Raw genomic sequence first — 23,636 nt, 5'->3', positions numbered from 1 at the left:
TCGGCGCTCAGGGGGCTCCGGGCAACTGCGCGTGGACGCGGCCGAGCAGGTCGTGCAGGACCTGCCGCTCCGCCGCGCTCAGCGGCGCCAGCACCTCGTCCTGCACCGCGTGCGCCTCGGCGCGCAGCTCGGCGAGCAGCGCGCGGCCGGCGTCGGTGACGGTGACCAGGACGCGGCGGCGGTCGGCGGCGTCGCGCACCCGTTCGACGTAGCCGCCGGCGGCCAGCCGGTCGGCGACCTTGGCCGTGTCACTGGGGTCCACGCGCAGCCGGCGGACCAGGTCGCGCTGCGCGTGCGGGCCGAAGTCGGCGAGCGCGGCGAGCACCGCCATGTCCCACAGCCGCAGCCCCCGGCGGGCCAGCCGCTCGACCAGCCGGCCGCGCGCCGCCTTGCCGGTGCGGGAGAGCAGATAGGTGCTGAGCTCCAGCAGCGTCGGCGGGGTCGACGCGGCGGGGGCGGGTTCCTCGGAGTCCATGGAACAAGTCTAGGGTCCGACCCTATAGTGGGTGCCGCCCTACTGTTCTCCCGGAGGAAGCGCCGCCATGGACGCCCCGTACCACCGCCTGCTCGTCGCCGACTTCCCCGCCTGCTTCGGCTTCTACCGGGCCGTGCTGCCGCCGCTGACCGGCGCCGTCCTGGTCAAGGGCGCTCCCGAGGGCCCGTACGCCACCTGGGACCTCGCCGGCCGGACCGTGCTCTCGCTGTTCGACCGCGGACAGCTGGCCGCCGCCGTCGGCACCGCGGCGCTGCCCGGCGCACCGGCCGGCGCCGCACAGGACGACGCGATGCTGGTCCTCCGGGTCGACGACGTCGAGCGGTCCCTCGCCCTCGGCCTGCGGCACGGCGGCGCGCCCGTCACCGGCCCCGCCGACCGCCCGGAGTGGGGCCCGGGCCTGCGCACCGCCCACCTGCGCGACCCGGAGGGCCGGTTGATCGAGCTCCAGTCGTACTGACGCCCCGGCCCGCCCGGCCCGGGGCCGCCGTCAGCCCCGGTCGGGGCCGGTCGGCGCCGGGGGCTCGTCCCACAGCTCCGGGGCGCAGGCGTCGACCAGCGCGCCGATCCGGGCCAGCGCCTCGGCCACCGGCAGCGGCCCGGGCCGACGGCCGTCCCGCAGGCGCAGCGCGAGCAGGTCGTCCGCCGCCTCCCGGGGGCCGATGACCGCCTGGTACGGGGCCAGCCGGGCCTCCCGGATCCGGGCGCCGAGACTGCCCCGCTCCGGTCCCGCGACCTCGGCCCGCAGCCCGAGGTCGAGGCAGCGCCCGCGCACCCGCTCGGCCCGCTCCCGCTCCCCCTCGGACAGCGGGAGCAGCACCAGCTGGGTCGGCGCCAGCCAGGCCGGGAACGCGCCGCGGTACAGCTCGATCAGGTGGGCGACCACCCGCTCGACGCTGCCGATGACGCTGCGGTGGACCATCACCGGACGGTGCTTGGCGCCGTCCGGCCCGATGTACCGGAGGCCGAACCGCTCCGGCTGGTGGAAGTCGATCTGCACGGTGGAGAGGGTGGACTCACGCCCGGCGGCGTCGGCGATCTGGATGTCGATCTTCGGCCCGTAGAAGGCCGCCTCCCCCTCCGCCGCCTCGAACGGCACCCCGGAGCGCTTCAGCACCTCGGTGAGCAGCGCGGTGGCCCGCTCCCAGAGCGCCGGGTCGGCCACGTACTTGCCGCCCGCTCCCGGCAGCGAGAGCCGGTGGCGGACCGGCCGGATGCCGAGGGCGCGGTGCGCCTCGCCGATCAGCTCCAGGGCGGCGACCGCCTCGTCGGCGGCCTGCTCGGGGGTGCAGAAGACGTGCGCGTCGTTCAGCTGGATGGCCCGCACCCGGGTCAGCCCGCCGAGCACGCCCGACAGTTCGGAGCGGTACATGCCGCCCAGCTCGGCGATCCGCAGCGGGAGTTCGCGGTGGCTGCGGGCGCGCGAGCGGTAGATCAGGGCGTGGTGCGGACAGAGGCTGGGCCGCAGCACGACCTGCTCGGCGCCCAGGTCCATCGGGGGGAACATGTCGTCACGGTAGTGCTGCCAGTGGCCGGAGATCTCGTACAGCTCGCGCTTGCCGAGGACCGGCGAGTAGACGTGGCGGTAGCCGGCGCGCCGCTCGCGGCCGCGGATGAACTCCTCCAGGGTGTGCCGGATCGCGGCGCCGTCGGGCAGCCAGTACGGCAGGCCGGATCCGATCAGCGGGTCGGTGCCGAAGAGTTCGAGTTCGCGGCCGAGCCGGCGGTGGTCGGGGGCGGACGCGGGCGCGGCCTCGGCCGCGACGGGGTTGCTGCTCATGGCGGTGGGTCTCCACTCGGGTCGGCGGGCGAGTGGACCGGTACGGCGAAGCCCCGGGGCACTCGCCCCGGGGCTTCGGACTAGGTCAGCAGTCAGCGCGCCGGGACTCTCTCCGGCGTCGTCGTGAGGACGGCTGCGGCGCGCTTCATAGGAACGACGCTAGCACTCGACCGCCCCGGCGGGCGAGCGGTTTTCCCCGGACGGGCCCGCCCGCGCGGCCTCAGCGCAGCACCGCGCAGCCGCGCGCCGCCAGCGCCGACAGCAGCGCGGGGGCCGGCTCGACCGGGTTCCAGCGCAGGTCCAGCTTCTCCAGCGCGGGCAGCGCCGCCGGGTCCGCCAGCCAGTCCGGCAGGCCGGTGATCCGGTTGCCGCGCAGGTCGAGCCGGCGCAGCAGCGGCAGCCCGGCCAGCACCGGCGGCACCTCGGGGAGCGCGTTCTCGCGCAGTTCGAGCTCGCGCAGCTCGGTGAGCCCGGCCAGCTCCTCCGGCAGGGCGGTCAGCGCGTTGCCGCGCAGCCACAGTTCGCGCAGCGCCCGCAGGCCGCCGAGCGAGCCGGGCAGCGCGGTGAGCCGGTTGTGCTGGGCGCGGAGTTCCACCAGGCCGGCCATCGCGCCGACGGCCTCGGGGAGTTCGGCGATCCGGTTCTCGCCGACGTTGAGGTAGCGCAGCGCGGTGAGCCGACCGAGGGCCTCCGGGAGCGCGGTGAGCGCGTTGTCGTGCAGGTAGAGGAAGTCGGTGAGGCCGGTGAGGCCGCCGATCTCCGGCGGCACCTCGGCGATCCGGTTGTGCCCGAGGTCGAGGGTGCGCAGTCGGCGCAGCCGGCCGACGGCGGGCGGGACTTCGGTGATTCCGGTGTCCGCGAGGATGAGCACCGTCAGGTCCGTGCGGTCCCAGACGTCGCCGGGCACGGCGCCGAGGTGCCGACGCCAGAGGTTGAGGATGGTGTCGGTCACCCGGCCATCCTGCCGCACCCGCGCCCGCCGGCCCACCGGGTCGACGACGGGGCGTCAGGGACGGTGGCGGACACGGCGGGTGCCGCTCACCGAGGCCGGGGCGAAGGGCCCGTCCGGCGGGGGTGGCTCCCCGCCGGACGGGCCCGGCGCCGGAAGGACGCGATCACATGTTGATCATGTGGCCGGCCAGTCCGTGGATCGCCTCCTTGACCGCCTCGCCCAGGGTCGGGTGGGCGTGCACGTTGCGGGCGACCTCGTGCACGGTGAGGTCCCACTGCTGGGCCAGCGTCAGCTCCGGCAGCAGCTCGGTGACCTCGGGCCCGATCAGGTGGGCGCCGAGCAGCTCGCCGTGGGTGTTGTCGCAGATGACCTTGACGAAGCCGGTCGGGTGGCCGAGGCCGTGTGCCTTGCCGTTGGCGGTGAACGGGAACTTGGCGACCTTGACGTCGTAGCCCAGGTCGCGGGCCTGCGCCTCGGTGTAGCCGAAGCTCGCGATCTGCGGCTGGCAGTAGGTGGCGCGCGGGATCATCGCGAAGTCCACCTCCATGGTCTCCGCGTCGCCGATGGTCTCGGCGGCGATCACGGCCATCGCCTCGGCGGCGTGCGCCAGCATCAGCTTGGCGGTGACGTCGCCGATGGCGAAGATGTGCGGGACGTTGGTCCGGCCGCGGCCGTCGACCGCGATCGCGCCGCGCTCGGTGAGCTTGACCCCGGTGTTCTCCAGGCCGTAGCCGTGCACGCGCGGGGCGAAGCCGATCGCCTGGAGCACCTTGTCGGCCTCCAGCACCTGCTGCCCGCCGTCCTTGGCGGTGACGGTGACCTTGACCTTGGCGGCCGGGTCCTTGTCGTCGATCGAGTCGACCCGGGTCGAGGTGAGCACCTGGATGCCGAGCTTGCGGTACTGCTTCGCCAGCTCGGCGGAGACCTCGGCGTCCTCCAACGGCACCATCCGGTCCAGGAACTCGACGATGGTGACCTGCACGCCGTAGTTGTGGAGCACGTAGGCGAACTCGACGCCGATCGCGCCGGCGCCGGCGATGATGATGCTGCCGGGAAGGTCCTCGGTGAGGATCTGCTCCTCGTAGGTGACCACGCGGTCGCTCAGGCTGGTCCCGGGCAGCAGCCGGGTGGTGGCACCGGCGGCGATGACGCAGTGGTCGAAGGTGACGACCTCGAAGCCGCCGCCGTTGAGGGCGACCTGCAGCGTGCGGTCGTCGACGAAGGTACCGCGGCCGTCGTACTCGGTGATGCCGTTCTTCTTCATCAGGTAGTGGACGCCCTTGACGCGGCCGTCGGCGACGGTGCGGCTGCGCTTGAACGCCTCGCTGTAGTCGAAGGTCACCTGGCCCTCGACCTTGATGCCGAAGGTCTTGGCCTCCTTGGTCACGATGTGCGCGAGCTCGGCGTTGCGCAGCAGGGCCTTGGAGGGGATGCAGCCGACGTTCAGGCAGACCCCGCCCCAGTACTTCGACTCCACGACGGCGACCTTCAGGCCGAGCTGGGCGGAGCGGACGGCCGCGGTGTAGCCGCCGGGGCCCGCGCCGAGGACGACGACGTCGTAGTGCGTGCTGCTCATGGTGCTGACTCCTCCGAGGGTGTCACGGTGTCGTGATCTCGGTGCCATGGTGTCAGGCCACCGCCCCGCGCACCCATCGGACCCCCGCCGCCGGACGGCCGACCGGGTTGCCGGCCCGGGGCCGCCGCCCGCCGGACGGGCGGGGGCACCGGGCCGGCGGACCTCAGGCCTCGACCCCGTCCGCGTGGCCCTCCTGGAGGCCGCCGCCCTCGGTGCGCTGCGGCGGGACCGGGGCCCGCAGCGAGGAGAGGTCCCAGGCATAGGTGCCCACCGAGTCCGCGATGACGTCGATGTTGACGTCGAAGGCGTCCAGGTCCAGGTTGCGGAGGTCGTCGCAGGCCTTGTGGTAGCAGGGGTCGAAGGCCTGGCCGGCGGTCCCGCCGTACCTGGCGGCCTGGGCGGCGGTCTTGATCACCTCGGCGCCGGTGTCGGTGCCGCCGGCCGGGATGCCGGCGTCGATGAACGGACCGTAGTCGGAGCGGCCGGTGAAGTCGGTGCCCTCGTGCGGCAGGCCGCGCCGGTCGAGGTAGTCGGTGATGTGCCGCTCCAGCTGGGCGGAGCCGTCCGGGCCGGGGCCGGAGCCGACGTGGTCGGAGTCGTCGCCGTCGTAGACGAACTGCGCGGAGTTGGGCGAGGCGATCATGTCGAAGTTCAGATAGAGCTTGATCTTCTTCCGGTCGGCCTCGGAGAGCGACTTCACGTACGCCGCGGAGCCCCGGAGGCCGAACTCCTCGGCGGACCACCAGGCGAACCGGACCTTGTTCCTCACCTGCCGGTCGCCGAGGTTCTTGGCGACCTCCAGGATGCCGGCCGAGCCGGAGCCGTTGTCGTTGATGCCGGGGCCGGCCTGCACCGAGTCCAGGTGCGAGCCGATCACCACGGTGTTGTTCGGGTCGCCGCCGCGGGTCTCGGCGATGACGTTCCAGGTGGTGCGCTTCTCCATGTGGGTGCGGATGTCCAGGGCGACGGTGACCGGACCGGCCGCCGCCTTGGCGGCCAGCGCCTGCCCGGCGGCCTGGGAGATGCCGCCGGTCGGGATCCGGCCGAGGTCGGGCTCGCCGAGGGTGCCGTTGAGGTCGCCCTCGACGTTGTTGTAGATCACCGCGCCGAGGGCGCCCGCGTCGGCCGCCGCGGCCTGCTTGACCGCGAAGCTGCAGCCGCCGCGCCGGATCAGCGCGATCTTCCCGGTGACCGCCCCGGCCGCGTAGTCGGCGGCCTCGCAGCCGGTGGTGGCGTCGACCGGGACGACCGCGAGCGGGGCGCCCAGGCCGTTCTCCGGGCCGCCGACCGAGTAGGTCATCGCCTTGATCGCGATGTCCTCGGCCTGCGGGGAGACCACCGAGAACCGCTCGGACAGCTCCTGGAAGTACGTGTACTCGAACTCCTGCTTGGACACCTTGAGCCCGGCCCGGCGGGCCTGCTCGTAGACGTAGCGGGCGGACTGGTCGTGGCCGGCCGAGCCGGCCACCCGGTTGCCGCCGTTGCGGCGGGCGATCCGCTGGAGCGCCTCCAGGGTGTCGTAGGCGTCGTCCGCGCTGCTCTCCTGCACCAAACGGGTGGCCAGCCTGGCACCCTTCCGGGCCGGGTCCGGGTCGGCGGAGGCGGCGCCGGAACCGACCAGCAGCAGCGGGGTCACCAGCGCCGCCACCGCCAGCGCGGCGCCCGCCGTCCGGCGGGTGGGGGCGGTGCGGGCGCGGAGGGTGGCGGCCGGGCGACCGGTCCGAGCGTTCAAGGCTTGTCCTTCCGACGGTCCGTGGGACTCCCGATTTGACATGTTCCTCGACGCCTTGCCAACCCCGGCGCACAAGCTGACCGGATGCGGACACCCCGGTGTGCGGCGATGCTGGGAGAGGTGGGGCCGTCTCATCCGGGAGTGTGACCACATGTCCATGTTGGATAAGCTCAAGAGCATGCTCAAGGGCCATGAGGAGCAGGCCGAGAAGGGCGTCGACAAGGCCGGCGACATGGTCGACGAGCGCACCCAGGGCAAGTACAGCGGCCAGGTCGACACGGGCCAGGAGAAGCTCAAGGACCAGCTGCGCGACGACCGCCCGCCGCAGTAGCCCCCCTCCCCTCACCCGGGCCGTCACGCAGTCTCCGGCCCGCCGCCCCGGTTCGTGTGCGCGCTTCCCCGCGCCCGCACGGACCGGGGCACTATTTTTCAGACTTTACATACTCATTACTATTAGTCCGGTTGCGCGTTCGCGTGTCATACGCGGTCAGGCGCCGGCGTCCCCTGCTCCGGCGTGCCCGCGCCGCGTGCAGCCGCCCGGGAGCCCCCCTGACGAGAGGACAGCAGCCATGTCGATCGCCCGTGTCCGGACCACTCCGCTTCCCGGTGTCGGCGTCCAGTACGACCTCACCACCCGAGAACAGCGGCACCTCTCCGTGATCGCCCACCGGGACGGCTCACGCAGTCTCAACGTCTACCACTCGGACGACCCCGACGCCTGCTCCCAGGCCTTCCGGCTGACCGCCGAGGAGTCCACCGCCCTGGTGGACGCCCTGACCCCGGCTCACCAGAACCCGGCCCTGCTGCACACCACCGACCTCGGCCTGGTCGCCGAGCGGCTCCCGGTCGACGGCGCCTCGCACTGGAACGGGCGGCTGCTCGGCGAGACCCGGATGCGCACCGAGACCGGCGCCTCGATCGTCGCCGTGCTGCGGCGCACCGGCGCCGTCCCCTCCCCCGCCCCCGACTTCCGGCTGGCGGGCGGCGACACGCTCATCGTGATCGGCACCCGCGAGGGTGTGGACGCGGCGGCGGCGATCCTGGAGCGGGGGTGATCGGGGGGTGCACACCGCCACCGTCTTCATCGAGCTCGGCTCGGTCATCCTCGTCCTCGGTCTGCTCGGCCGGATCGCCGGCCGCTACGGCTTCTCGCCGATCCCGCTCTACCTGCTCGGCGGACTCGCCTTCGGCACCGGCGGGCTGCTGCCGCTGAGTGCCAGCGAGGAGTTCGTGGCGACCGGCGCCGAGATCGGCGTCGTCCTGCTGCTGCTGATGCTGGGTCTGGAGTACACCGCCGCCGACCTGGTCACCAACCTCAAGGCCCAGTACCCGGCCGGCGCGGTCGACTTCCTGCTCAACGCGATACCCGGCGCGGTCGCCGCGCTGCTGCTCGGCTGGGGCCCGGTGGCCGCCGTGGTGCTGGCCGGCGTCACCTGGATCTCCTCCTCGGGGGTCATCGCCAAGGTCCTCGGCGACCTCGGCCGGCTCGGCAACCGGGAGACCCCGGTGATCCTCAGCATCCTGGTGCTGGAGGACCTCGCGATGGCGGTCTACCTGCCGATCCTGACGGCCCTGCTGGCCGGCGCGGGCCTGGTCGCGGGTTCCGTCACGCTGGCCATCGCGCTCGCCACCGCCGGCGCGGTGCTCTTCGTCGCCCTCCGCTACGGCCGGCTGATCTCCCGGTTCGTCTCCCACGACGACCCGGAGAAGCTGCTGCTGGTGGTGCTCGGACTGACCCTGCTGGTCGCCGGCATCGCGCAGCAGCTCCAGGTGTCGGCGGCGGTCGGCGCGTTCCTGGTGGGCATCGCGCTCTCCGGCGAGGCCGCCGAGGGCGCGCACACGCTCCTCAGCCCGCTGCGGGACCTCTTCGCGGCGGTGTTCTTCGTCTTCTTCGGTCTCAGCACCGACCCGACCAGCATCCCGCCGGTGCTGCTCCCGGCCCTGCTGCTGGCCGTGGTCACCGCGCTCACCAAGGTCGCGACCGGCTACTGGGCGGCCCGCCGCGCCGGGATCGCCACCCGCGGCCGGTGGCGGGCCGGCGGGGCGCTGGTGTCGCGCGGCGAGTTCTCCATCGTCATCGCCGGCCTCGCCGTCACCGCCGGGATCGAGCCCGGCCTCGGCCCGCTGGCCACGGCGTACGTGCTGATCCTGGTGGTCACCGGCCCGCTCGCGGCCCGCTACACCCAGCCCGCCGTGGAACGCCTGGGCGGCGTCCTCGCCCGGCGCCGTCGCCCCTGGGCGCCCGAGGCGCGCATCCCCGCGCAGGGCACCACGGTGGACGGCGCGGCGGTGGACGGCGCGGAGCCGGTGGAGGATCCGGTGGACGAACAGTCGGGTCAGCCGCTCGACGGCCTGTCACGCTGACCCCGACCTGAACGGCGCGCCCTCGCGCCCGTCGAACGCCCGGCCCCCGGGCGGCTCACCTCCGGTGGTCCGCCCGGGGGCCGCTGCCGTCCTCGGTGTCCCGTCGCCCGGGGCCCGCGGCCCGTCCGGCCCGAGCGCCGTCGCCGCAGTGCTCGCAGGGGCCCGGGCCGGACCGCTCACGCAGCTTCCCGCACTCCTCGCACACCCGGTCCAGCCAGCAGGCCGGCTCTCCGCCCTCGTCCATGCGGCGATTGTGCCCGCCGACCGGCCCCGCATGCGAGTAGACAGTGTCTACTCGGCCTTGATAGACACTCCCCCATGACCGCACAGGACTCTCCCACCGGCCTGCGCGACCGCCTGGTCGCGGCCGGCGTCGAGCTGCTCGCCCTGGAGGGCGTGCACGCGCTCACCCTGCGCGAGATCGCCCGCCAGGCCGGGGTCTCGCACGGCGCCCCGCGCCGCTACTTCGCGACCCACGCCGAACTGCTCGCGGCCATCGCCCGGCACGGCTTCGGCGAGCTGGCCGACGTGCTGGGGCTCCGGGGCCCCGACGCCGCGACCGGCGTCCACGGCCCTGCCGAGGCGCGCACCCGGCTGGACCGGCTCGCCCGCGACTACCTCGCCTTCGCGGCCGACCGGCCGGGCATGTTCGAGCTGATGTTCCGCCACGACGTCCTGGAGGGCAGCGGCGCCGGGCTGCGGGACACCTCGCTCCCCCTGTTCGACGCCCTCACCCGCCTGGTCGCCGAGGTCCATCCGCCCACCGGGCCCGACGGCCCCGACCCGACCGCGGTCGCGGCGGCGCTCTGGGCCAACCTGCACGGCCTCGCCCAGCTCCGCGCCTGGGGGAGCCTCGGACTCGCCGCCGGGACCGACGCCCTCGGCCCCGTGCTGCGCGCCGCGCTCGACGCCCACCTCGGCCCGGAGCCCCGGTGAGCGCGCCGGACGCGGTGAGCAGCGCGGCCCCGGCGGGCACGCTCGGCGCGGCGAGCACCGCAGGCGCGGCGGGCGCGCGGCGCCTCACCCTGACCGGCAGCATCCTCGGTGCCGCGATCGTCGCGCTCGACGGAACGGTGCTCACCGTCGCCCAGCCCAACCTCGGACGCGACCTGCACGCCTCCCTCCCGGCCGTGCAGTGGACCAGCACCGCCTACCTGGTCACGGTGGCCGCCCTGCTCGTCCTCGCCGGCCGGCTCGGCGACCGCTACGGCCACCGCCGGGTCTTCGCGGTCGGGGTGCTCGGCTTCGGCGCCGCCTCGGCCGGCATCGGCCTCGCCCCCGGCATCGGCTGGGTGATCGGCCTGCGGATCCTCCAGGGCGCCGCCGGTGCGCTGCTCCAGCCCGCCACCCTCGGACTGCTGCGCGCCGCGTATCCGGCCGAGTTGCTCGGCCGGGCGATCGCGCTGCGCACCAGCGCGATCGGGCTCGCGGCCGCCGCCGGCCCGCTGGTCGGCGGCGCTCTGACCACGCAGTGGGGCTGGCGGTCGGTCTTCTTCCTGACCGTCGCCCCCGCCGCGGTCGCCGGGGTGTCCGCCCTGCTGGTCCGGCTGCCCGGGCCGGCCGCCACCGACCGCACCGCCGCACCGGACCTGCCGGGCGCCGCGCTGCTCGGCGGCGCGCTGGCCTGCCTGGTGCTCGCCCTGGTCGGCCTGCCGGAGCGGGGGCCGACACCGGGCACCGGCGTCGGGCTCACCGCCTCGGCCGCCCTCGGCGCGGTCTTCGTACGCCACGAGCGGCGCACCCGGTCCCCGCTGCTGCCGCCGGCCGTTCTCCGCGCCCCGGCGGTGGCCCCCGCGCTGGGGGTGCTGCTCGCCGCCTCGGCGGCGCTCTTCGGCACCCTCTTCCTCGCCACCTACTTCCTCCAGGACGTGCTCGCCCTCGACCCGCTCGCCAGTGCGCTCCGGGCGCTGCCGCTGGCGGTGGCGATGGTGGCCGCCGCACCCGCCTCGGCGGCCCTGACCCGCCGTCACGGGCCGCGCCGCACGGTCGTCGCGGGGATGTCCTCGATCAGCCTGGGCGCCCTCGCGGTCGCGACCTTCCGGCCGGACACCCCGGCACTCGCGATCGGCGCGGCCTTCCTGGTGCTGGGCGCGGGCTTCGGGGCGGTGCTGGCGACGGCGACGGCCGCGCTCGTACGCGCCGTTTCGGTGCGTGACGCGGGCGTGGCGGGCGGACTGCAGCAGACGGCGATGAACATCGGGCCCGCCCTCGGCGTGGCCGTCGCCACCACCCTGACCACCGGACGCCCCCTGGCCGACGCCCTCACCCCGGCCCTCGCCGTCCTGGCGGCCACCGCCGCGGGCGGCGCGCTGCTCGCCACCCGGCTCCCGGCGGCGCGCACTGCGTGACCGTCCGGCCTTCGGGCCGCTCGGCCGTTCGGGGCCTTCGCAACGGCTCGGACCGGCCGCGGTTCCGCGGCCGGTCCGAGCCGGCGACTGCCTCCAGCGACGCCCGCCTACGGCGCCGGGGTGCCGAGCGCCGGCGCGTCGGCGTTCGTCGCGGCGGGCGGCCAGGCCGCTTCCGCGCCGGGAGCGGGCCAGGCGGCCTCCGTTCCGGCAGCGGGCCAGGCCGCGTCCGTGCCGAGAGCGGCCCAGTCGGCGTCCGCACCGGTGGGGGACCAGGTGGCGTCCGGACTCGCGGCGAGCCAGTTCGCGTCGGCACCGGCGGGGGGCCAGCTCGCGCCCTCGGCGGCCGTGGGCCAGGCGACGCCCGTGTCGGCGGCGGCGACTCCGACGCCGGTCAGGCACAGGACCGTGGCGGCACCGGCCACGCAGAGCAGTCGTCTCATGGGAGAACCTCCTCGATGGGGGGGGTGGAACTCCGCCAACAGTTCCCACACGATCCATCCGGGTAACCGGCCATTCGCATGATCACGCCGCCCAGCGGGCGCCACCGCCCTCCGCCGCCGGCCGGTCCGGGTGCGCTCCGCGCGGCCGACCGGCGGATCGGAGAGTCGGCGGACCGGCGGACCGGCGGCGGACGAAGAAGGTGGCGGTGTCGCGGGTGCCGAGCCGGCGGAGGGTGAGGGGGCCGTGCGACACGGCACGCCACTGAGCCGCGAGTTCGGCGAAGAAGGCCGGGTCGGCGCACATGCCGCCGGGCCGGTCGCCGAGGTGGAGCAGGCCGGGGCCGCGGTAGGCGCGCAGGGCGTCGGCGGCCATCGGGTCGCGGTGCGGCGGCCGGAGCAGGGCGAGCGCCCGGTCGGGGTGGGCGGCGGCGTCCTCGGCGGCCCGGCCGTGGCGGACCTCGCTGGACTGGAAGCGGTCGGTGAATCCGTTGCGCCCGGTGCGGGCCTCGGCGTCGGCGGCCGGCACGTCGATGCCGCGGGCGCGCAGCAGCCGGGCCCAATAGCCGCTGCCCGCGCCGACCTCCAGCAGACCCCGGCCGTCGAGGCAGTCGGCGATCCGGTCCACGGCGGTGCGCGAGGCCAGGGCCCGGCTGTAGATCCGGGAGAGTTCCTGCCGCCGGGGCAGCGGTGCGCCGAGCCCGGCGGGGAGGTGGTCGAACACCTCGATCACCGGCCGCTCGCGGCCGCCGCCGCGCAGCGCGGGGTACCACAGCAGCGGCACCATCCGGGGGTTGTGCACGGCGAACTCGACGTCCGACCCGGGCAGCAGGTCGGCGAGCCGGCGGAACGGCCGGTCCCAACCGGGGTGGTGCAGCTCGGACCGGTCGGCCCAGAGGCCGATCAGCCGCTCGGCCGTCCCGGCGACCGTCCGGGCGGTGGGGTCGGCGGGGCCGGCGGTACCGACGGCGCCGCCCGGACGGCGGCCGGGACGTTCGGGCCGCACCGTCGACTCGGCCACAGGTGGCGTCCGGTGGTGCGTCAGAGCGCCATGTGGTCCTGGACGGCGATCCCGGCCGGGCCGTCGCCGGGCTGGACGAGCATGCCCATGTGCGCCTCGACGACGATGCCGGGAGCGGTGGCGGGATCCTGGACCGCGCTGACGCCGCTCACCACCGCGGCGGCCGCGAGCGCCGCGGTGGCGGCCCCGATCAGAGCGGTGTGACGACTGCTCAGCTCGATGGCTCCACCTTTGCTTTCGGAGATCGGTCGTGCGCAGCGCACGTGGGCGCCTTTCGATCGATCAAGCGAATTTCCGACGCCCCTTCAGATCCGCCGGCGGCGGTCCCGAAGCCTCCGGCGGCCGGTCGCGGGCGGGGCAGCAGGAGGCGGAGCAGGCCGAGCTGGGCGAGGGCGCCGATCGCCATGCCGGCCCAGAGGCCACGGACGCCGAGCGGGGCCGACAGCGCGGCGCCGGCGGCGAGTTGGACACCGAGACCGAGCAGCACGGCGAGCACCAGCGGCCGGCCGGCGCCGGCCCCCTGGTGGACACCGCCGAGGGCGACCACCAGCGCGTAGGGCAGCAGGGAGAGGCCGGCCATCCGCAGGAAGCCGACCGCCTGGCCGGCCACCGCCGGGTCGTCGGTGAACAGCGCCGCGACCGGCACCGCGGCCGCCGCGCAGAGCACGGCGGCGCCCGCACCGAGGGCGGCGGCCAGTTTCGCGGTGTCGCGTCCGAGGGGGCGCACGGCGTCGGCGGATCCGGCCCCGACCAGGCGCGCGGCCTCGATCGCGGCGGCCTGCCGGACGGCGTAGAAGGCCATGGTGACGATCAGCAGGACGCGGTAGCCGACCCCGTACCCGGCCACGGCGGACACGCCGAAGGAGGAGACCAGCGCGAGCTGCGCCGTACCGGCGCCCATCCGTGCGGTGAAGTCCAGGCCGAACGGCGCGCCGGCGGCGGTGATCGCCCGGGCCTCGGGCAGCAGCCCGCCCGCCGGTGCCGGAAGCCGGCGACGGCGCCGGAGCAGCAGGGTGACCGCGAGCGCGACGGCCCGGGAGGCGGCGAGCGCGAGCGCGGCGCCGGTCACGCCGAGCGCGGGGAACGGGCCGGGCCCGAGGATCAGCAGCGGGTCCAGGGCGAGCAGCAGGGCGTTGGCGAGCAGGGCCGTCCGCATCGGCGTCCGGGTGTCGCCGACACCCTTGAACAGCTCGTCGGCGACGCGCTGGCCGAAGAACAGCGCGAAGGCCGGGAAGGCGACGGTGAACCAGTCGGCGGCGAGCGCGGCGGCCTCGCCGTCCAGGAAGGCGGCGGCGAGCTGTTGCCGGAACAGGAAGCCGGGGACGGCGAGGAGGAGGCTGCCGACCGCCCAGAGCCGCCAGGCGGCGCGGGCGACCCGCCCGGCCGCCTCCCGGTCGCCGGCGCCGTGTGCCCGCGCGAGTCGCACGGTCGTCCCCGAGGCGACCACCAGGACCAGGCCGAGCAGCAGGTTCTCCACGGTGCCGGCCAGGGTGACGGCGGCGACGGCGGGAGCGCCGAGACCGGCCACCCAGAAGGTCCCGACGATCGTGGCGACCACCCCCGACAGCAGTTCGCCGTAGACCGGTCCCGCCAGTGCGACGAGCCGCGGCAGGTGCCCCCGCATGGTTCCTCCCCGTTGTCCCCGCCGTTGCAGCGGTCCGTGCGGCGCGCCGGTCCGACGCGCCGCCTCGAATAGAGATACATCGAATCGATGCACATCGACAAGAGGTAGCATGGGTCCGCACGAGGGCGCGCGACCGGGGGCGCACGCCGGTGCGGACGGAACGCCACGACGACGGAGAGGCCTCGACCGTGCTGACGCTCGCGATCCTCGGGTTCCTGTACGACGAACCGCTGCACGGCTATCAGCTGAAGTCCCTGATCACCGGCCTGACCGGCCACGCCCGCCCGGTCAGCGACGGCGCGCTCTACCCCGCCATCACCCGGTTGGAGAAGGCCGGACTGCTGCGGCGGCGCAGCGAGCCGGGCAGCGGCGCCGTCCCCCGGCAGGTGCTGGAGCTGACCGCCGAGGGGCGGACCGAGCTGGAGCGCCGGCTGGCCGATCCGGAGGAGGTCGAGATCTCCGACCAGATCCGCTTCTTCACCGTCGCGGCCTTCCTGGACCGGCTGGCCGACCCGGTCCGGCAGGCCGCGGTGCTGCGGCGGCGGCTCGCCTTCCTGGAGGCGCCGAGCAGCTTCTTCTACGACGCCGAGGGCCGGCCGGTCACCGCCGAACGGGAGCCCAACCCGTTCCGGCGCGGCATGCTGCTGGTCGCTCGCGCCTCCGGAGCAGCCGAGCGGGCCTGGCTGGCGGAGACGATCGGCGCACTGGAGCGCGAGGTTCCGCACGCGTGAACGGGGACCGGTCACTTCGGTCCGAGGGGGTCCTGGCCAGGCGCGGCGTGGCTATGATGAGCCGCCACACACCACGGCCGATCCGTCCGGTACCACGGCACCGCCGCGCGTGACCAGAGGGCGCGGGCCCACCCCGGGCCCGCTCCGCTCCGTCCCGTCCCGAGGGAGACCGCCGTGCCCAGTGCCGAGACCGCCGCTTCCGATCGAGCCACTGCCGATCGCCCCGCCGACCGACCCGCCGCCGCCCCGAACGCGCCCCTTCCGCCCGCGCGCCAGGCGGACATCCCCGGCTGGTTCTTCCGGCTCGACCAGGAGGCCTTCCGGCACCTGCTCACCGCCCAGACCGAGGCCGGGCTCACCGGCGACGTCCTCGAACTCGGCAGCTACCTGGGACGCAGCGCCGTCCTGCTCGGCGACCACCTGCGGCCGGGCGAGCGGCTGACGGTCTGCGACCTGTTCGACTCCGCGGCGGGCGACGCCGACAACGACGCCGAGATGACGATGTCCTACCGGGCCTCCCTGACCAGGCGCGGCTTCGAGGCCAACTACCTGGCGTTCCATCCGGAGCTGCCGACGATCGTCCAGGCGCCGACCTCCGTCCTGGCCGACGGCCGCATCCCGGCCGGCAGCTGCCGGTTCGTCCACGTCGACGCCTCGCACCTCTACGAGCACGTGTCCGGGGACATCGAGGTGGCGCGGCGGGCCCTGGCGGAGAACGGGCTGGTGGTGCTGGACGACTACCGCTCGGAGCACACCCCGGGCGTGTCGGCGGCGGTCTGGCAGGCGGTGTTCACCGGTGGGCTGCGGCCGGTGCTGCTGACGCCGATGAAGTTCTACGGGACGTGGGGCGACCCGGAGCCGCTCCGCGAGGCGCTGCTGGCCCGGGACTGGCGGGCCGAGGGGTTCACGGTCGACGAGGACGCCATCGCGGACCGGCGGGTGCTGCGGCTGAACAACGCGGTGCGGCCGGCCAAGGCACGCTCGGCACCGCGCCGACTGCTGCTGGAGCTGCTGCCGCCGGCGGCCACCCGGGCGGTCCGGCGGGGCCTGCGGACGCTCCGGGAACGGCGCGGCACCCGGCCGGGCGGGGCCGCCGCACCGCGCTGACCAGGTGTTTCCCCCACCGATCAGGCGGCGGCGCTCCCGGCGGCGGCCGGCTGGTCGTGACCGGCGCTCAGGGCGCACACCCCGGCCAGGTGGTGGCCGGGACGGCGCTCGGCGACGTCTGCGCGCCGGTCTTCACGCTGCCGCGCCGATCCCGCTGCGCGGACGCCCCCGCCACGCGGGTGGCCCGCCGGTAGGGTCGACCGGTCCGCCGATCCCACCGGCGGACCGATCCCGCACCGTGGAGGACCCGTGGAACCGCGACCGCCGCACCTGTCCGACCGACCGGACTCTCGGTGGTCGGACGACCCGTACCTCCCGGCCGACGAGGAGCTGGCCGAGGCCCTGCTGGCGCTCGCGGTGCCGTTCGAGGAGGTGAACGGCCTGCTGGCGGCCCGCACCCGGCTGGCCCGGGACGCGGGGCTGCGCGTGCTGTTCGAGGAGGCGCTGCACGCGCAGGCGGCGGCCGTGGGAACGCTCGGGCAGCCGGCCGGGATCGACCGCGACTGGCCGGCGGGGGTCGCGGACGGCGCGGCGTTCGCCACGCTGCTCTTCACCGCGCTGGCCCCGCGCACCCGGGCCCACCACCGCGCGCTGGGCGTCCCGCCGGAGGTGACCCGGTCGACGCTGGCCGACCTCGGCCGGCAGCTCGCGGTGAGCCGTTGGCGCGGCCGCCCCGGGCTCGGCAATCCGCGCTGGCTGACACTGCACTTCCGGGCCGAGCTGTTCCACCTCGGCCGGCTGCAGTTCCAGCGCCGGCGGCTGACCGGGGCGGACGCCGCGGCGGCGCGGGCGGCGGGGCTCGGGGAGTGGAGCCTCCAGGTGCACATCCCCGACCACTGCGGCCCGCTCTCCCCCGCGGCGTGCGACCGCGCGCTGGACCGGGCCCGCACGTTCTTCCCCCGGCACTTCCCCGGCGAGCCGTACCGCAGTGCCCGCGTCTTCTCCTGGCTGCTCGACCCGCAACTCGCCGACCACCTGCCGGAGGAGTCGAACATCGTGCGCTTCCAGCGGCGGTTCGCCCCGCTGCGGCGGCCGGGCTCGCCGCCGCAGCCCGAGGACACCAATCCGCTGCGGTACGTCTTCGGCGACGTCGACCGGCCGCTGGAGTCGCTCCCCCGGGACACCGCCGTCCAGCGCGCCCTGGTCGACCACCTGCGGGCCGGCGGCCACTGGTACGTGTGCGGCGGCTGGCTCGCGCTCTGAACCGGGACCGGTGCCGGGTCCTCCTCAGGCGTCGAAGGCCGTGGCCCTGGACGTGTTCTCCCAGGCGGCGACGTCCTCCCGGACCTGGTCGAGGTGGGCGAGGACGGCGTCGATCGAGTCCTCGCCGAGCGGCAGCCGCAGCGGGGTCCGCTCGGCCTCCAGCGCGGCCAGGATGACCGCCGCCGCCTTGTCCGGGTCACCGGGCTGCGAGCCGTCCCGGCCGGCCACGAACGCGCGGGTCCCGCTCACCTTGGGGTAGCTCCCGCCGTCCGCGCTGGCCCCGGCCCGGCCGGCCTCGAAGAGCGAGGTCCGGAACGCTCCCGGCTCCACGATCAGGACCTTGACGCCGAACTCGGCCACCTCGTCCGCGAGCGCCTCGGACAGGCCCTCCAGCGCGAACTTGGTCCCGCTGTACGCGCCGAAGCCCGCGAAGGACAGCTGCCCGCCCACGCTGCTCAGCTGCACGATCGCCCCCGAGCGCCGCTCCCGCATGTGCGGCAGCACCGCCCGGACCAGCGCCGCCGGGCCGAAGAAGTGCACGTCGAAGAGGTCGCGCAGTTCCTGGTCGGTGGTCTCCTCGACAGCGCCCACGTGGGTGCGGCCCGCGTTGTTCACCAGCACGTCGATCCGCCCGTGCCGGGCGAGCACGTCCCGCACGGCGTCCTCGATCGCGGCCGTGTCGGTGACGTCCAGGCGCAGCGCCTCCACCTGGTCGGGATGCGCGGCCGTCAGATCGTCCAGCGCCTCCGGGCGCCGTGCCGCGCCGACCACCACGTCACCGGCGGCGACGGCCGCCCGCGTGATCGCGCGTCCGAAACCGCTGCTCGCACCGGTCACCAGCCATACCTTGTTCACGGCAACTCCCCGTCGTTCCGGTGGATCCCGTCGATCCGATGTCTCCCGACGCCGATCAGCCTGCCGTCCCGGGCCGTTGCCCGTCCAAGACCGACGGTGATAACCAACGGTTATGACCATGGACGTCCGGGCCCGGGACCTGCGCTACTTCGTCGCCGTCGCCGAGGAACTGCACTTCACCCGCGCCGCCGCACGGCTGTACGTCTCACAGCCCGCGCTGAGCAAGCAGATCCGGGCGCTGGAGCTGCGGTTGGGCGCGCACCTGTTCCGCCGCGACCGGAGCGGGGCGGCGCTCACGGCCGCCGGCGAGGCGCTGTTGCCGCACGCCCGGAAGGTGCTGGCCGCCTGGGAGGAGGGCGCGGCCGCGCTGGAGGCGGCCAAGGCCGAGCAGCGCAGCACGCTCGTGGTGGGCATGAGCACCAGTCCGGCCCGGGGCGGCCTGCTCCCGGCCGTCCGCTCCCGCTTCGGCGCCGCGCATCCGCACGCCACCACCCGGCTGCGCCAGGTGAGCTGGGAGGACCCGACCGCGGGATTGGCGGACGGCGGCGTCGACATCGCCTTCGTCTGGCTGCCGCTGCCCGACCGGGAGCGCTACGGCTGGACGGTGGTCGCCGAGGAGCCCCGGCTGGTCGCCCTGCCCGACGCCCATCCGCTGGCCGCCCGCGCCGAGGTCGACTTCGCGGACCTGCTCGACGAGCCGTTCCTCGCCCTGCCCCCGAGCGCGGGCCCGCTGCGGGACTTCTGGCTGGCCCTGGACGCCCGGGCCGGCCGGCCGCCGCGCATCGGCGCGGAGGTCGCGGGTGTGGAGGAGACGTACGAGGCGCTGATCGCGGGCCTCGGCATCTGCCTGGTGGCGGCGGGAAACGCCCCGCTGATCGCCCTGGGCGGTGTCACCACCCGTCCGGTGCGGGGCGTCGGCACCAGCCGCTACGCCCTGGCCTGGCGCCGCGAGGACGAGCACCGGCCGCTGGTGCGGGCGTACGCCGAGGCGTGCCGGGACACGGTCGCCGGGTAGCGGGGCCGGTCCCGGGTGAATTCATCAGATTTCTCTTATTCATAGGACTGCATTCACTCCAACGAGGGAACTTCATTTAAAGATTTGCCCACGGAACGTTAAAGGTCGCATAGTGATGGCATCTCAGTTGGCTCTAGGAATGGCCAACTTATGGCAAAGGACCGTGCGCGTCCGGCACGGGTCCCTGGCAGAGAAGGAGATGGCGTTGCGTCACGGGAACCTCCACGACGGCTACGGGCAGCGACTGCGCGAGCGGATCGCCGCCCCGGGAACGACCCCGCTCATCGGTGTCTACGACATGTACTCCGCCTCCATCGCGGCCGCGCACTACGACGGCATGTTCGTCTCCGGCTTCGGCTTCGCGGCCTCCTACTACGGCCTGCCCGACATCGGCTTCATCGCCTGGCCGGACATGGTCGCCTTCGTCGAACGGCTGCGCGGCGCCTTCCCCCGGCACCACCTGCTGGTCGACATCGACGACGGCTACGTCGACCCCGAGGTGGCCTGCCACGTGGTGCGGCGGCTGGAGCGGATCGGCGCCTCGGGTGTCATCCTCGAGGACCAGAAGCGGCCGCGCCGCTGCGGCCACGCCGACGGCAAGCAGGTCCTGCCCCTCGACGAGTACCTGGAGAAGCTGGACCAGGTCCTCGCCACCCGCACCGACCTCCTCGTGGTGGCCCGTACGGACGCCACCGAGGAGTCCGACATCCTGCGCCGGGCCGAGGCGCTCGCCGCCACCGACGCGGACGTGGTGCTGGTCGACGGCGTGCGCAGCGAGGAGTGGATCCGCCGGATCCGCCGCGTGGTGGGCGACAAGCCGCTGCTGTTCAACCAGATCGCCGGCGGCAAGTCGCCCCGGCTGTCGCTCTCCGAGCTGAGCGCGCTCGGGGTGGACGTCGCCATCTACAGCACGCCCTGCCTCTTCGCCGCCCACCAGGCGATGGACGAGGCGCTCGCCGGGCTGAAGGTGGCGGACGGGCGGCTGCCCGCCGCCGCGGAGCGGCAGGAGATCGGCGTGCGGGAGTCCACCGAGCTGCTGGAGCGCAACATCCCGCGCCCGCACGCCCGCGAGGAGGTGGGCGTGTGACGCTCCGGATGCCGCGATCCCTCCGGCGAGCCGCGGTGGCCGGGCTCGCCGGGGCCTGGGCCGTGCTGGGGTGCGCCGCCGCACCGGAGGCGTCCGCCGCCGACCGCAGCCTCGTCACGGTCATCGACAACTCCCGGGCGGACTCGATCATCGAGGTCGACCGGACGGCCGACCTCCTGATCGGGCGTGGCTCGGCCGGCAGCGACCACGACGGCTCCACCGCCCTCGCGACCGGCCTGCTGGGCACCGCCCTGGCGCTCCCGGAGTCGGAGGAAGGGGACGAGGAATGAGTACGGCCCGTCAGCACCGGGCGCCGCCCGCGGCGCAGGCCCGGGGCCGTCCACCGGACGGGGGCGAGCGGCGGCCGTGGTGGCGCGTGCTCGACCCGTATGTGGCGGCGCTGGCCGGGGCGGTGGCGCTGGCCGCGCTGCTGCCCGCCACCGGGCGGGCCGCGCGCGCCGCGGAGCTGGCCTGCGACCTCGCGGTGGGGCTGCTCTTCTTCCTCTACGGCGCCCGGCTCTCCACCCGGGAGACGGTCGCCGGGCTGCGTCGGCTGCGGTTGCACGGGCTCGTCCTGGCCGCCACCTTCGTCCTGTTCCCGCTGCTCGGGGCGGCCCTGACGGCGCTCACGCCCGGGCCGCTCACCGAGCAGCTGCGAACGGGCGTGCTGTTCCTCTGCCTGGTGCCGTCCACGGTGCAGTCCTCGGTGGCGCTCACCGGTGCCGCGCGGGGGAACGTCCCGGCCGCGATCTGCGCCGGCGCCTATTCCAGCCTGGTGGGCCTGGTGCTGACACCGCTGCTCGCGGCCTGGCTGCTGGGAGCCCGGGCGGCGCTGTCGGCCGACGGCCTGCTGCGGATCTGCGCCCAGTTGCTCGCGCCGTTCGCGCTCGGGCAGTTGCTGCGGCCGTGGACCGGCGGTTTCCTGGCCCGGCACCGCCGGGTGCTCGCCCCGGTCGACCGGGGTTCGATCCTGCTGGTCGTCTACACCGCGTTCAGCGGCGCGGTGGCACAGGGCGTCTGGTCCACCGTCACGCCGTCCGCCCTGTTCACGCTGGCCGGGGTCCTGGTGGTCCTGCTCACGGCCGCCTTGGCCGCCGTCCGGCTCGGCGCGCGCCTGCTGGGCCTCGACCGGGCCTCCGGGATCGCGGCCGTGCTCTGCGGCTCGCAGAAGAGCCTGGCCGGCGGCCTGCCGATGGCCACCGTCCTCTTCGGCCCGCAGGCCGGGCTCCTGGTACTGCCGCTGATGATGTACCACCAGCTCCAGCTGGTGGCGGGGGCCCTGCTCGCCGGCCGCTGGGCCCGGACGGCGAGCAGCCCGTCGGACGGAGCCGGGCCGGCCGCCGCCGAGGGCTCGGCCCCTCCCGCCCGCGCCTCTCCCGAGGCCGCCTGACGCCGACGGTGGCGCGCCGAGACCGGTGGTGCCCTCAGGCCGGCGGTGCGCTTCGGCCGCGCACCAGAGGCAGGTACACCTCGTCGACGATCTCGACCAGGACCTCGTCGGGGGCGGTGGGAGCCCCGCGCACGACGAACTCGTTGCGCAGCAGGGTCATGGCGACGGTGGCGACCCTGGGGTGGAGCGCTTCCGGGGAGGCCTCGCCGCGTGCGATCGCGCGCCCCAGGATGGTCAGCCAGGGGGCAGCCGCCGCATCGCCGGACTGCTCCTGGAGCTGGGCCAGGAGTTCGGTCGTGCCACCGGCCGCGGAGAGCAGTTCCCGGAGGATCGCGCCCTGGGGGGAGCTCCAGTAGCGGTTCGCCTGGCGCAGCCACTCCAGGACGTCGCTCCGCAGGCTGCCGGTGTCCGGCGGCTGGACCGTCGTGGCGATCCGCCGGTAGGCCGCGACGGCGAGGGCGAGACGGTTGGGCCAGCGGCGGTAGAGGGCGTTCTTGTTGGTGCCCGCGCGAGCGGCGACCTTGTCCATGGTCAGGCCGGAGAAGCCGGACCCGGCGAGTTCGTCCGCCGCCGCGCGCAGGATCGCCTCCTCCAGGGCGGCTCCGCGGCGCCGCGTCTGCCCGGCACCCGGCGGGCCCATCGGTCGCTCCGGCATGGCCCCTCCTCACCATCGGCACTCTCCGTACCTTCCGATCTTGGCCGCCGGTCGGGACCCTCGCCAAATAAGGTACGGTCAGTACCGTAAATCATCGCGATCGAGGAGGGGGCGACGCATGCGCGCCAAGGGCATCAGTTACGACACCGGATTCGCCCGCGACGGCCACCTCGGCCGTGAGCGGTTCGACCCGGAGGTGGTGCGGCGCGAACTGGCCGTCATCCGCGACGACCTGCACTGCACCGCCGTCCGCGTCATGGGCGGGGACCCGGACCGGATCGAACTCGCCGCCACGTACGCCGCCGACCTCGGATTGGAGGTCTGGTTCTCCCCCTACCCGCTGGAACTGACCGCCGAGGAGATGCTGTCGCTCTTCGCCGACTGCGCCGAGCGCGCCGAACGGCTCAGGCTCCGCGGCGCCGAGGTCGTGTTCGTGACCGGCGCCGAACTGAGCCTGATGAACAAGGGGTTCCTGCCCGGCGGGAGCACCGACGAGCGGGTCGCGCTCCTGAGCCGCCCCGAGCAGGCGCGCGAGCACATCGGCGCGGCCGGCGCCAGGGTCAACGCCTTCCTGGCCGAGGCCGCGGCGGTGGTCCGCGAACGCTTCGGCGGCAAGGTCACCTACGCCGCCGTACCGCTGGAGAACGTCGACTGGACCCCGTTCGACTTCCTCTCCCTCGACCTCTACCGCTCGGCCGAGATCGCCGACCGGTTCACCGCGGGCATCGAGCAGCTCGTCGCCCAGGGCAAGCCGGTGGCCATCACCGAGTTCGGCTCGGCCGGCTACCTGGGCGCCGGCGAGCGGGGGGCGCGCGGCCTGGAGATCGTCGAGTACCGGGGCGGCACCGCCGTACCGCTGCGACTCGACGGGAGCTACGCCCGGGACGAAGCCGGTCAGGCCGCCTATCTGCGCGAACTGCTGGAGGCATTCGACGCCGGGGGCGTCGACAGCACCTTCGTGTTCACCTTCGCCCTCTACGACTTCCCGCACCGCCCGGACGGCGATCCCCGCGAGGATCTGGACCTGGCGAGCTACGGCGTCGTGAAGGTCCTCGAAGGCCGTCCCGGTGCCGCCTACCCGGACCTGCCCTGGGAGCCCAAGGCCGCGTTCACCGCGGTCGCCGACTGCTACCGCGACTGAACCACCGCCCACGGGAACGGCTCCGGAACGGCGGGGGGGCCCGGGGCGCGGCGGGGGGGTCGGCAACCTGACCACCCGCCACCAGTTGAACCCGCGCCGGGGGGGCGGCGCCGACAGCGGGGCCC

General features: G+C 75.0%; 27 protein-coding genes. 15 read left to right on the top strand and 12 right to left on the bottom strand.

The window, feature by feature from the left end:
- Nucleotides 1-7: 7 nt before the first annotated feature.
- Nucleotides 8-475 carry a MarR family winged helix-turn-helix transcriptional regulator gene (locus ACFC0B_RS03010; protein WP_376081286.1) on the bottom strand — a complete coding sequence of 156 codons (468 nt, stop codon included), beginning with the start codon at nt 473-475 and terminating at the stop codon, nt 8-10.
- A 67-nt stretch (nt 476-542) separates the two neighbouring features.
- Here ACFC0B_RS03010 and ACFC0B_RS03005 point away from each other — a divergent pair, with 67 nt between their 5' ends.
- Entirely contained in the window at nt 543-953 is a 411-nt protein-coding gene (locus ACFC0B_RS03005) for a glyoxalase/bleomycin resistance/extradiol dioxygenase family protein (protein ID WP_376081284.1), read from the top strand.
- Between the two features lie 30 nt (nt 954-983).
- On the opposite strand, the gene thrS is transcribed toward ACFC0B_RS03005, so the two are convergent.
- From thrS to ACFC0B_RS02985, 4 genes are all read right to left on the bottom strand, one after another.
- On the bottom strand, nt 984-2,273 hold the full coding sequence (gene thrS, locus ACFC0B_RS03000) for a threonine--tRNA ligase (protein WP_376081282.1): 1,290 nt from the start codon (nt 2,271-2,273) through the stop codon (nt 984-986).
- 220 nt (nt 2,274-2,493) lie between these two features.
- Nucleotides 2,494-3,225, bottom strand: a complete 732-nt coding sequence (locus tag ACFC0B_RS02995) for a leucine-rich repeat domain-containing protein (RefSeq protein ID WP_376081279.1) — start codon at nt 3,223-3,225, stop codon at nt 2,494-2,496.
- 163 nt (nt 3,226-3,388) lie between these two features.
- The gene (lpdA, locus tag ACFC0B_RS02990) at nt 3,389-4,801 is read right to left on the bottom strand and encodes a dihydrolipoyl dehydrogenase (protein ID WP_376081276.1); all 1,413 of its coding nucleotides are present in this window, start codon (nt 4,799-4,801) and stop codon (nt 3,389-3,391) included.
- Nucleotides 4,802-4,964: 163 nt separating this feature from the next.
- Nucleotides 4,965-6,455, bottom strand: coding sequence for a M28 family metallopeptidase (locus ACFC0B_RS02985; protein ID WP_376082382.1), 1,491 nt, complete (start codon nt 6,453-6,455; stop codon nt 4,965-4,967).
- A gap of 229 nt (nt 6,456-6,684) precedes the next feature.
- Here ACFC0B_RS02985 and ACFC0B_RS02980 point away from each other — a divergent pair, with 229 nt between their 5' ends.
- From ACFC0B_RS02980 to ACFC0B_RS02970, 3 genes are all read left to right on the top strand, one after another.
- The gene (locus tag ACFC0B_RS02980) at nt 6,685-6,864 is read left to right on the top strand and encodes an antitoxin (RefSeq protein WP_376081273.1); all 180 of its coding nucleotides are present in this window, start codon (nt 6,685-6,687) and stop codon (nt 6,862-6,864) included.
- 238 nt (nt 6,865-7,102) lie between these two features.
- A complete protein-coding gene (locus ACFC0B_RS02975) occupies nt 7,103-7,588 on the top strand; it encodes a cation:proton antiporter regulatory subunit (RefSeq protein WP_376081272.1) in 486 nt (161 codons plus the stop codon).
- 7 nt (nt 7,589-7,595) lie between these two features.
- Nucleotides 7,596-8,897, top strand: coding sequence for a cation:proton antiporter (locus tag ACFC0B_RS02970; protein ID WP_376081269.1), 1,302 nt, complete (start codon nt 7,596-7,598; stop codon nt 8,895-8,897).
- Between the two features lie 55 nt (nt 8,898-8,952).
- Here the strand turns inward: ACFC0B_RS02970 and ACFC0B_RS02965 are convergent, their stop codons facing one another.
- The gene (locus tag ACFC0B_RS02965; RefSeq protein ID WP_376081267.1) at nt 8,953-9,141 is read right to left on the bottom strand and encodes a hypothetical protein; all 189 of its coding nucleotides are present in this window, start codon (nt 9,139-9,141) and stop codon (nt 8,953-8,955) included.
- A 74-nt stretch (nt 9,142-9,215) separates the two neighbouring features.
- Here ACFC0B_RS02965 and ACFC0B_RS02960 point away from each other — a divergent pair, with 74 nt between their 5' ends.
- Entirely contained in the window at nt 9,216-9,833 is a 618-nt protein-coding gene (locus tag ACFC0B_RS02960; RefSeq protein ID WP_376081266.1) for a TetR/AcrR family transcriptional regulator, read from the top strand.
- The gene (locus ACFC0B_RS02955; protein WP_376081263.1) at nt 9,830-11,245 is read left to right on the top strand and encodes an MFS transporter; all 1,416 of its coding nucleotides are present in this window, start codon (nt 9,830-9,832) and stop codon (nt 11,243-11,245) included. Before ACFC0B_RS02960 ends, ACFC0B_RS02955 begins: the two co-directional genes overlap by 4 nt.
- 107 nt (nt 11,246-11,352) lie before the next feature.
- Here the strand turns inward: ACFC0B_RS02955 and ACFC0B_RS02950 are convergent, their stop codons facing one another.
- From ACFC0B_RS02950 to ACFC0B_RS02935, 4 genes are all read right to left on the bottom strand, one after another.
- Complete coding sequence (locus ACFC0B_RS02950; RefSeq protein ID WP_376081260.1) at nt 11,353-11,685, bottom strand: hypothetical protein; 333 nt, start codon at nt 11,683-11,685, stop codon at nt 11,353-11,355.
- An 82-nt stretch (nt 11,686-11,767) separates the two neighbouring features.
- Nucleotides 11,768-12,703 (bottom strand): hypothetical protein, encoded by a 936-nt coding sequence (locus ACFC0B_RS02945; protein WP_376081257.1) that lies wholly within the window; start codon nt 12,701-12,703, stop codon nt 11,768-11,770.
- Nucleotides 12,704-12,723: 20 nt separating this feature from the next.
- Nucleotides 12,724-12,855, bottom strand: a complete 132-nt coding sequence (locus ACFC0B_RS02940; RefSeq protein ID WP_376081254.1) for a hypothetical protein — start codon at nt 12,853-12,855, stop codon at nt 12,724-12,726.
- Between the two features lie 59 nt (nt 12,856-12,914).
- Complete coding sequence (locus ACFC0B_RS02935; RefSeq protein WP_376081252.1) at nt 12,915-14,327, bottom strand: MATE family efflux transporter; 1,413 nt, start codon at nt 14,325-14,327, stop codon at nt 12,915-12,917.
- A 188-nt stretch (nt 14,328-14,515) separates the two neighbouring features.
- Between ACFC0B_RS02935 and ACFC0B_RS02930 the strand changes: the two genes are divergently transcribed.
- The 4 genes from ACFC0B_RS02930 (at nt 14,516) to ACFC0B_RS02915 (ending at nt 17,368) form a co-directional block, all read left to right on the top strand.
- A complete protein-coding gene (locus tag ACFC0B_RS02930; RefSeq protein ID WP_376082379.1) occupies nt 14,516-15,058 on the top strand; it encodes a PadR family transcriptional regulator in 543 nt (180 codons plus the stop codon).
- 174 nt (nt 15,059-15,232) lie between these two features.
- Nucleotides 15,233-16,165, top strand: a complete 933-nt coding sequence (locus tag ACFC0B_RS02925; RefSeq protein ID WP_376081250.1) for a class I SAM-dependent methyltransferase — start codon at nt 15,233-15,235, stop codon at nt 16,163-16,165.
- Nucleotides 16,166-16,221: 56 nt separating this feature from the next.
- Complete coding sequence (locus tag ACFC0B_RS02920) at nt 16,222-16,359, top strand: hypothetical protein (protein WP_376081247.1); 138 nt, start codon at nt 16,222-16,224, stop codon at nt 16,357-16,359.
- Nucleotides 16,360-16,414: 55 nt separating this feature from the next.
- On the top strand, nt 16,415-17,368 hold the full coding sequence (locus tag ACFC0B_RS02915) for an acyltransferase domain-containing protein (protein WP_376081244.1): 954 nt from the start codon (nt 16,415-16,417) through the stop codon (nt 17,366-17,368).
- Between the two features lie 24 nt (nt 17,369-17,392).
- Here the strand turns inward: ACFC0B_RS02915 and ACFC0B_RS02910 are convergent, their stop codons facing one another.
- Nucleotides 17,393-18,223 (bottom strand): oxidoreductase, encoded by an 831-nt coding sequence (locus tag ACFC0B_RS02910; RefSeq protein ID WP_376081241.1) that lies wholly within the window; start codon nt 18,221-18,223, stop codon nt 17,393-17,395.
- A 112-nt stretch (nt 18,224-18,335) separates the two neighbouring features.
- On the opposite strand from ACFC0B_RS02910, the gene ACFC0B_RS02905 reads away from it, so the two are divergent.
- The 4 genes from ACFC0B_RS02905 to ACFC0B_RS02890 all read left to right on the top strand — a co-directional run bounded on the left by ACFC0B_RS02905 (nt 18,336) and on the right by ACFC0B_RS02890 (nt 21,715).
- The gene (locus tag ACFC0B_RS02905) at nt 18,336-19,238 is read left to right on the top strand and encodes a LysR family transcriptional regulator (RefSeq protein ID WP_376081239.1); all 903 of its coding nucleotides are present in this window, start codon (nt 18,336-18,338) and stop codon (nt 19,236-19,238) included.
- Nucleotides 19,239-19,437: 199 nt separating this feature from the next.
- Entirely contained in the window at nt 19,438-20,325 is an 888-nt protein-coding gene (locus tag ACFC0B_RS02900) for an oxaloacetate decarboxylase (protein ID WP_376081236.1), read from the top strand.
- A gap of 8 nt (nt 20,326-20,333) precedes the next feature.
- Entirely contained in the window at nt 20,334-20,615 is a 282-nt protein-coding gene (locus ACFC0B_RS02895; protein ID WP_376081234.1) for a hypothetical protein, read from the top strand.
- On the top strand, nt 20,612-21,715 hold the full coding sequence (locus tag ACFC0B_RS02890) for a bile acid:sodium symporter family protein (protein ID WP_376081231.1): 1,104 nt from the start codon (nt 20,612-20,614) through the stop codon (nt 21,713-21,715). The genes ACFC0B_RS02895 and ACFC0B_RS02890 overlap by 4 nt, the downstream gene beginning before the upstream one ends.
- 34 nt (nt 21,716-21,749) lie before the next feature.
- On the opposite strand, the gene ACFC0B_RS02885 is transcribed toward ACFC0B_RS02890, so the two are convergent.
- On the bottom strand, nt 21,750-22,370 hold the full coding sequence (locus tag ACFC0B_RS02885; RefSeq protein ID WP_376081228.1) for a TetR/AcrR family transcriptional regulator: 621 nt from the start codon (nt 22,368-22,370) through the stop codon (nt 21,750-21,752).
- Nucleotides 22,371-22,488: 118 nt separating this feature from the next.
- Here ACFC0B_RS02885 and ACFC0B_RS02880 point away from each other — a divergent pair, with 118 nt between their 5' ends.
- Nucleotides 22,489-23,511 carry a hypothetical protein gene (locus ACFC0B_RS02880; protein ID WP_376081225.1) on the top strand — a complete coding sequence of 341 codons (1,023 nt, stop codon included), beginning with the start codon at nt 22,489-22,491 and terminating at the stop codon, nt 23,509-23,511.
- The last annotated feature ends 125 nt before the right edge of the window (nt 23,512-23,636 follow it).

Origin of the sequence: Kitasatospora sp. NPDC056184, from assembly GCF_042268405.1 — a bacterium.
Classification (GTDB): domain Bacteria; phylum Actinomycetota; class Actinomycetes; order Streptomycetales; family Streptomycetaceae; genus Kitasatospora.
Note: the sequence above shows the minus strand (reverse complement) of the source record. Positions and strands in the feature narration are given on the sequence as shown.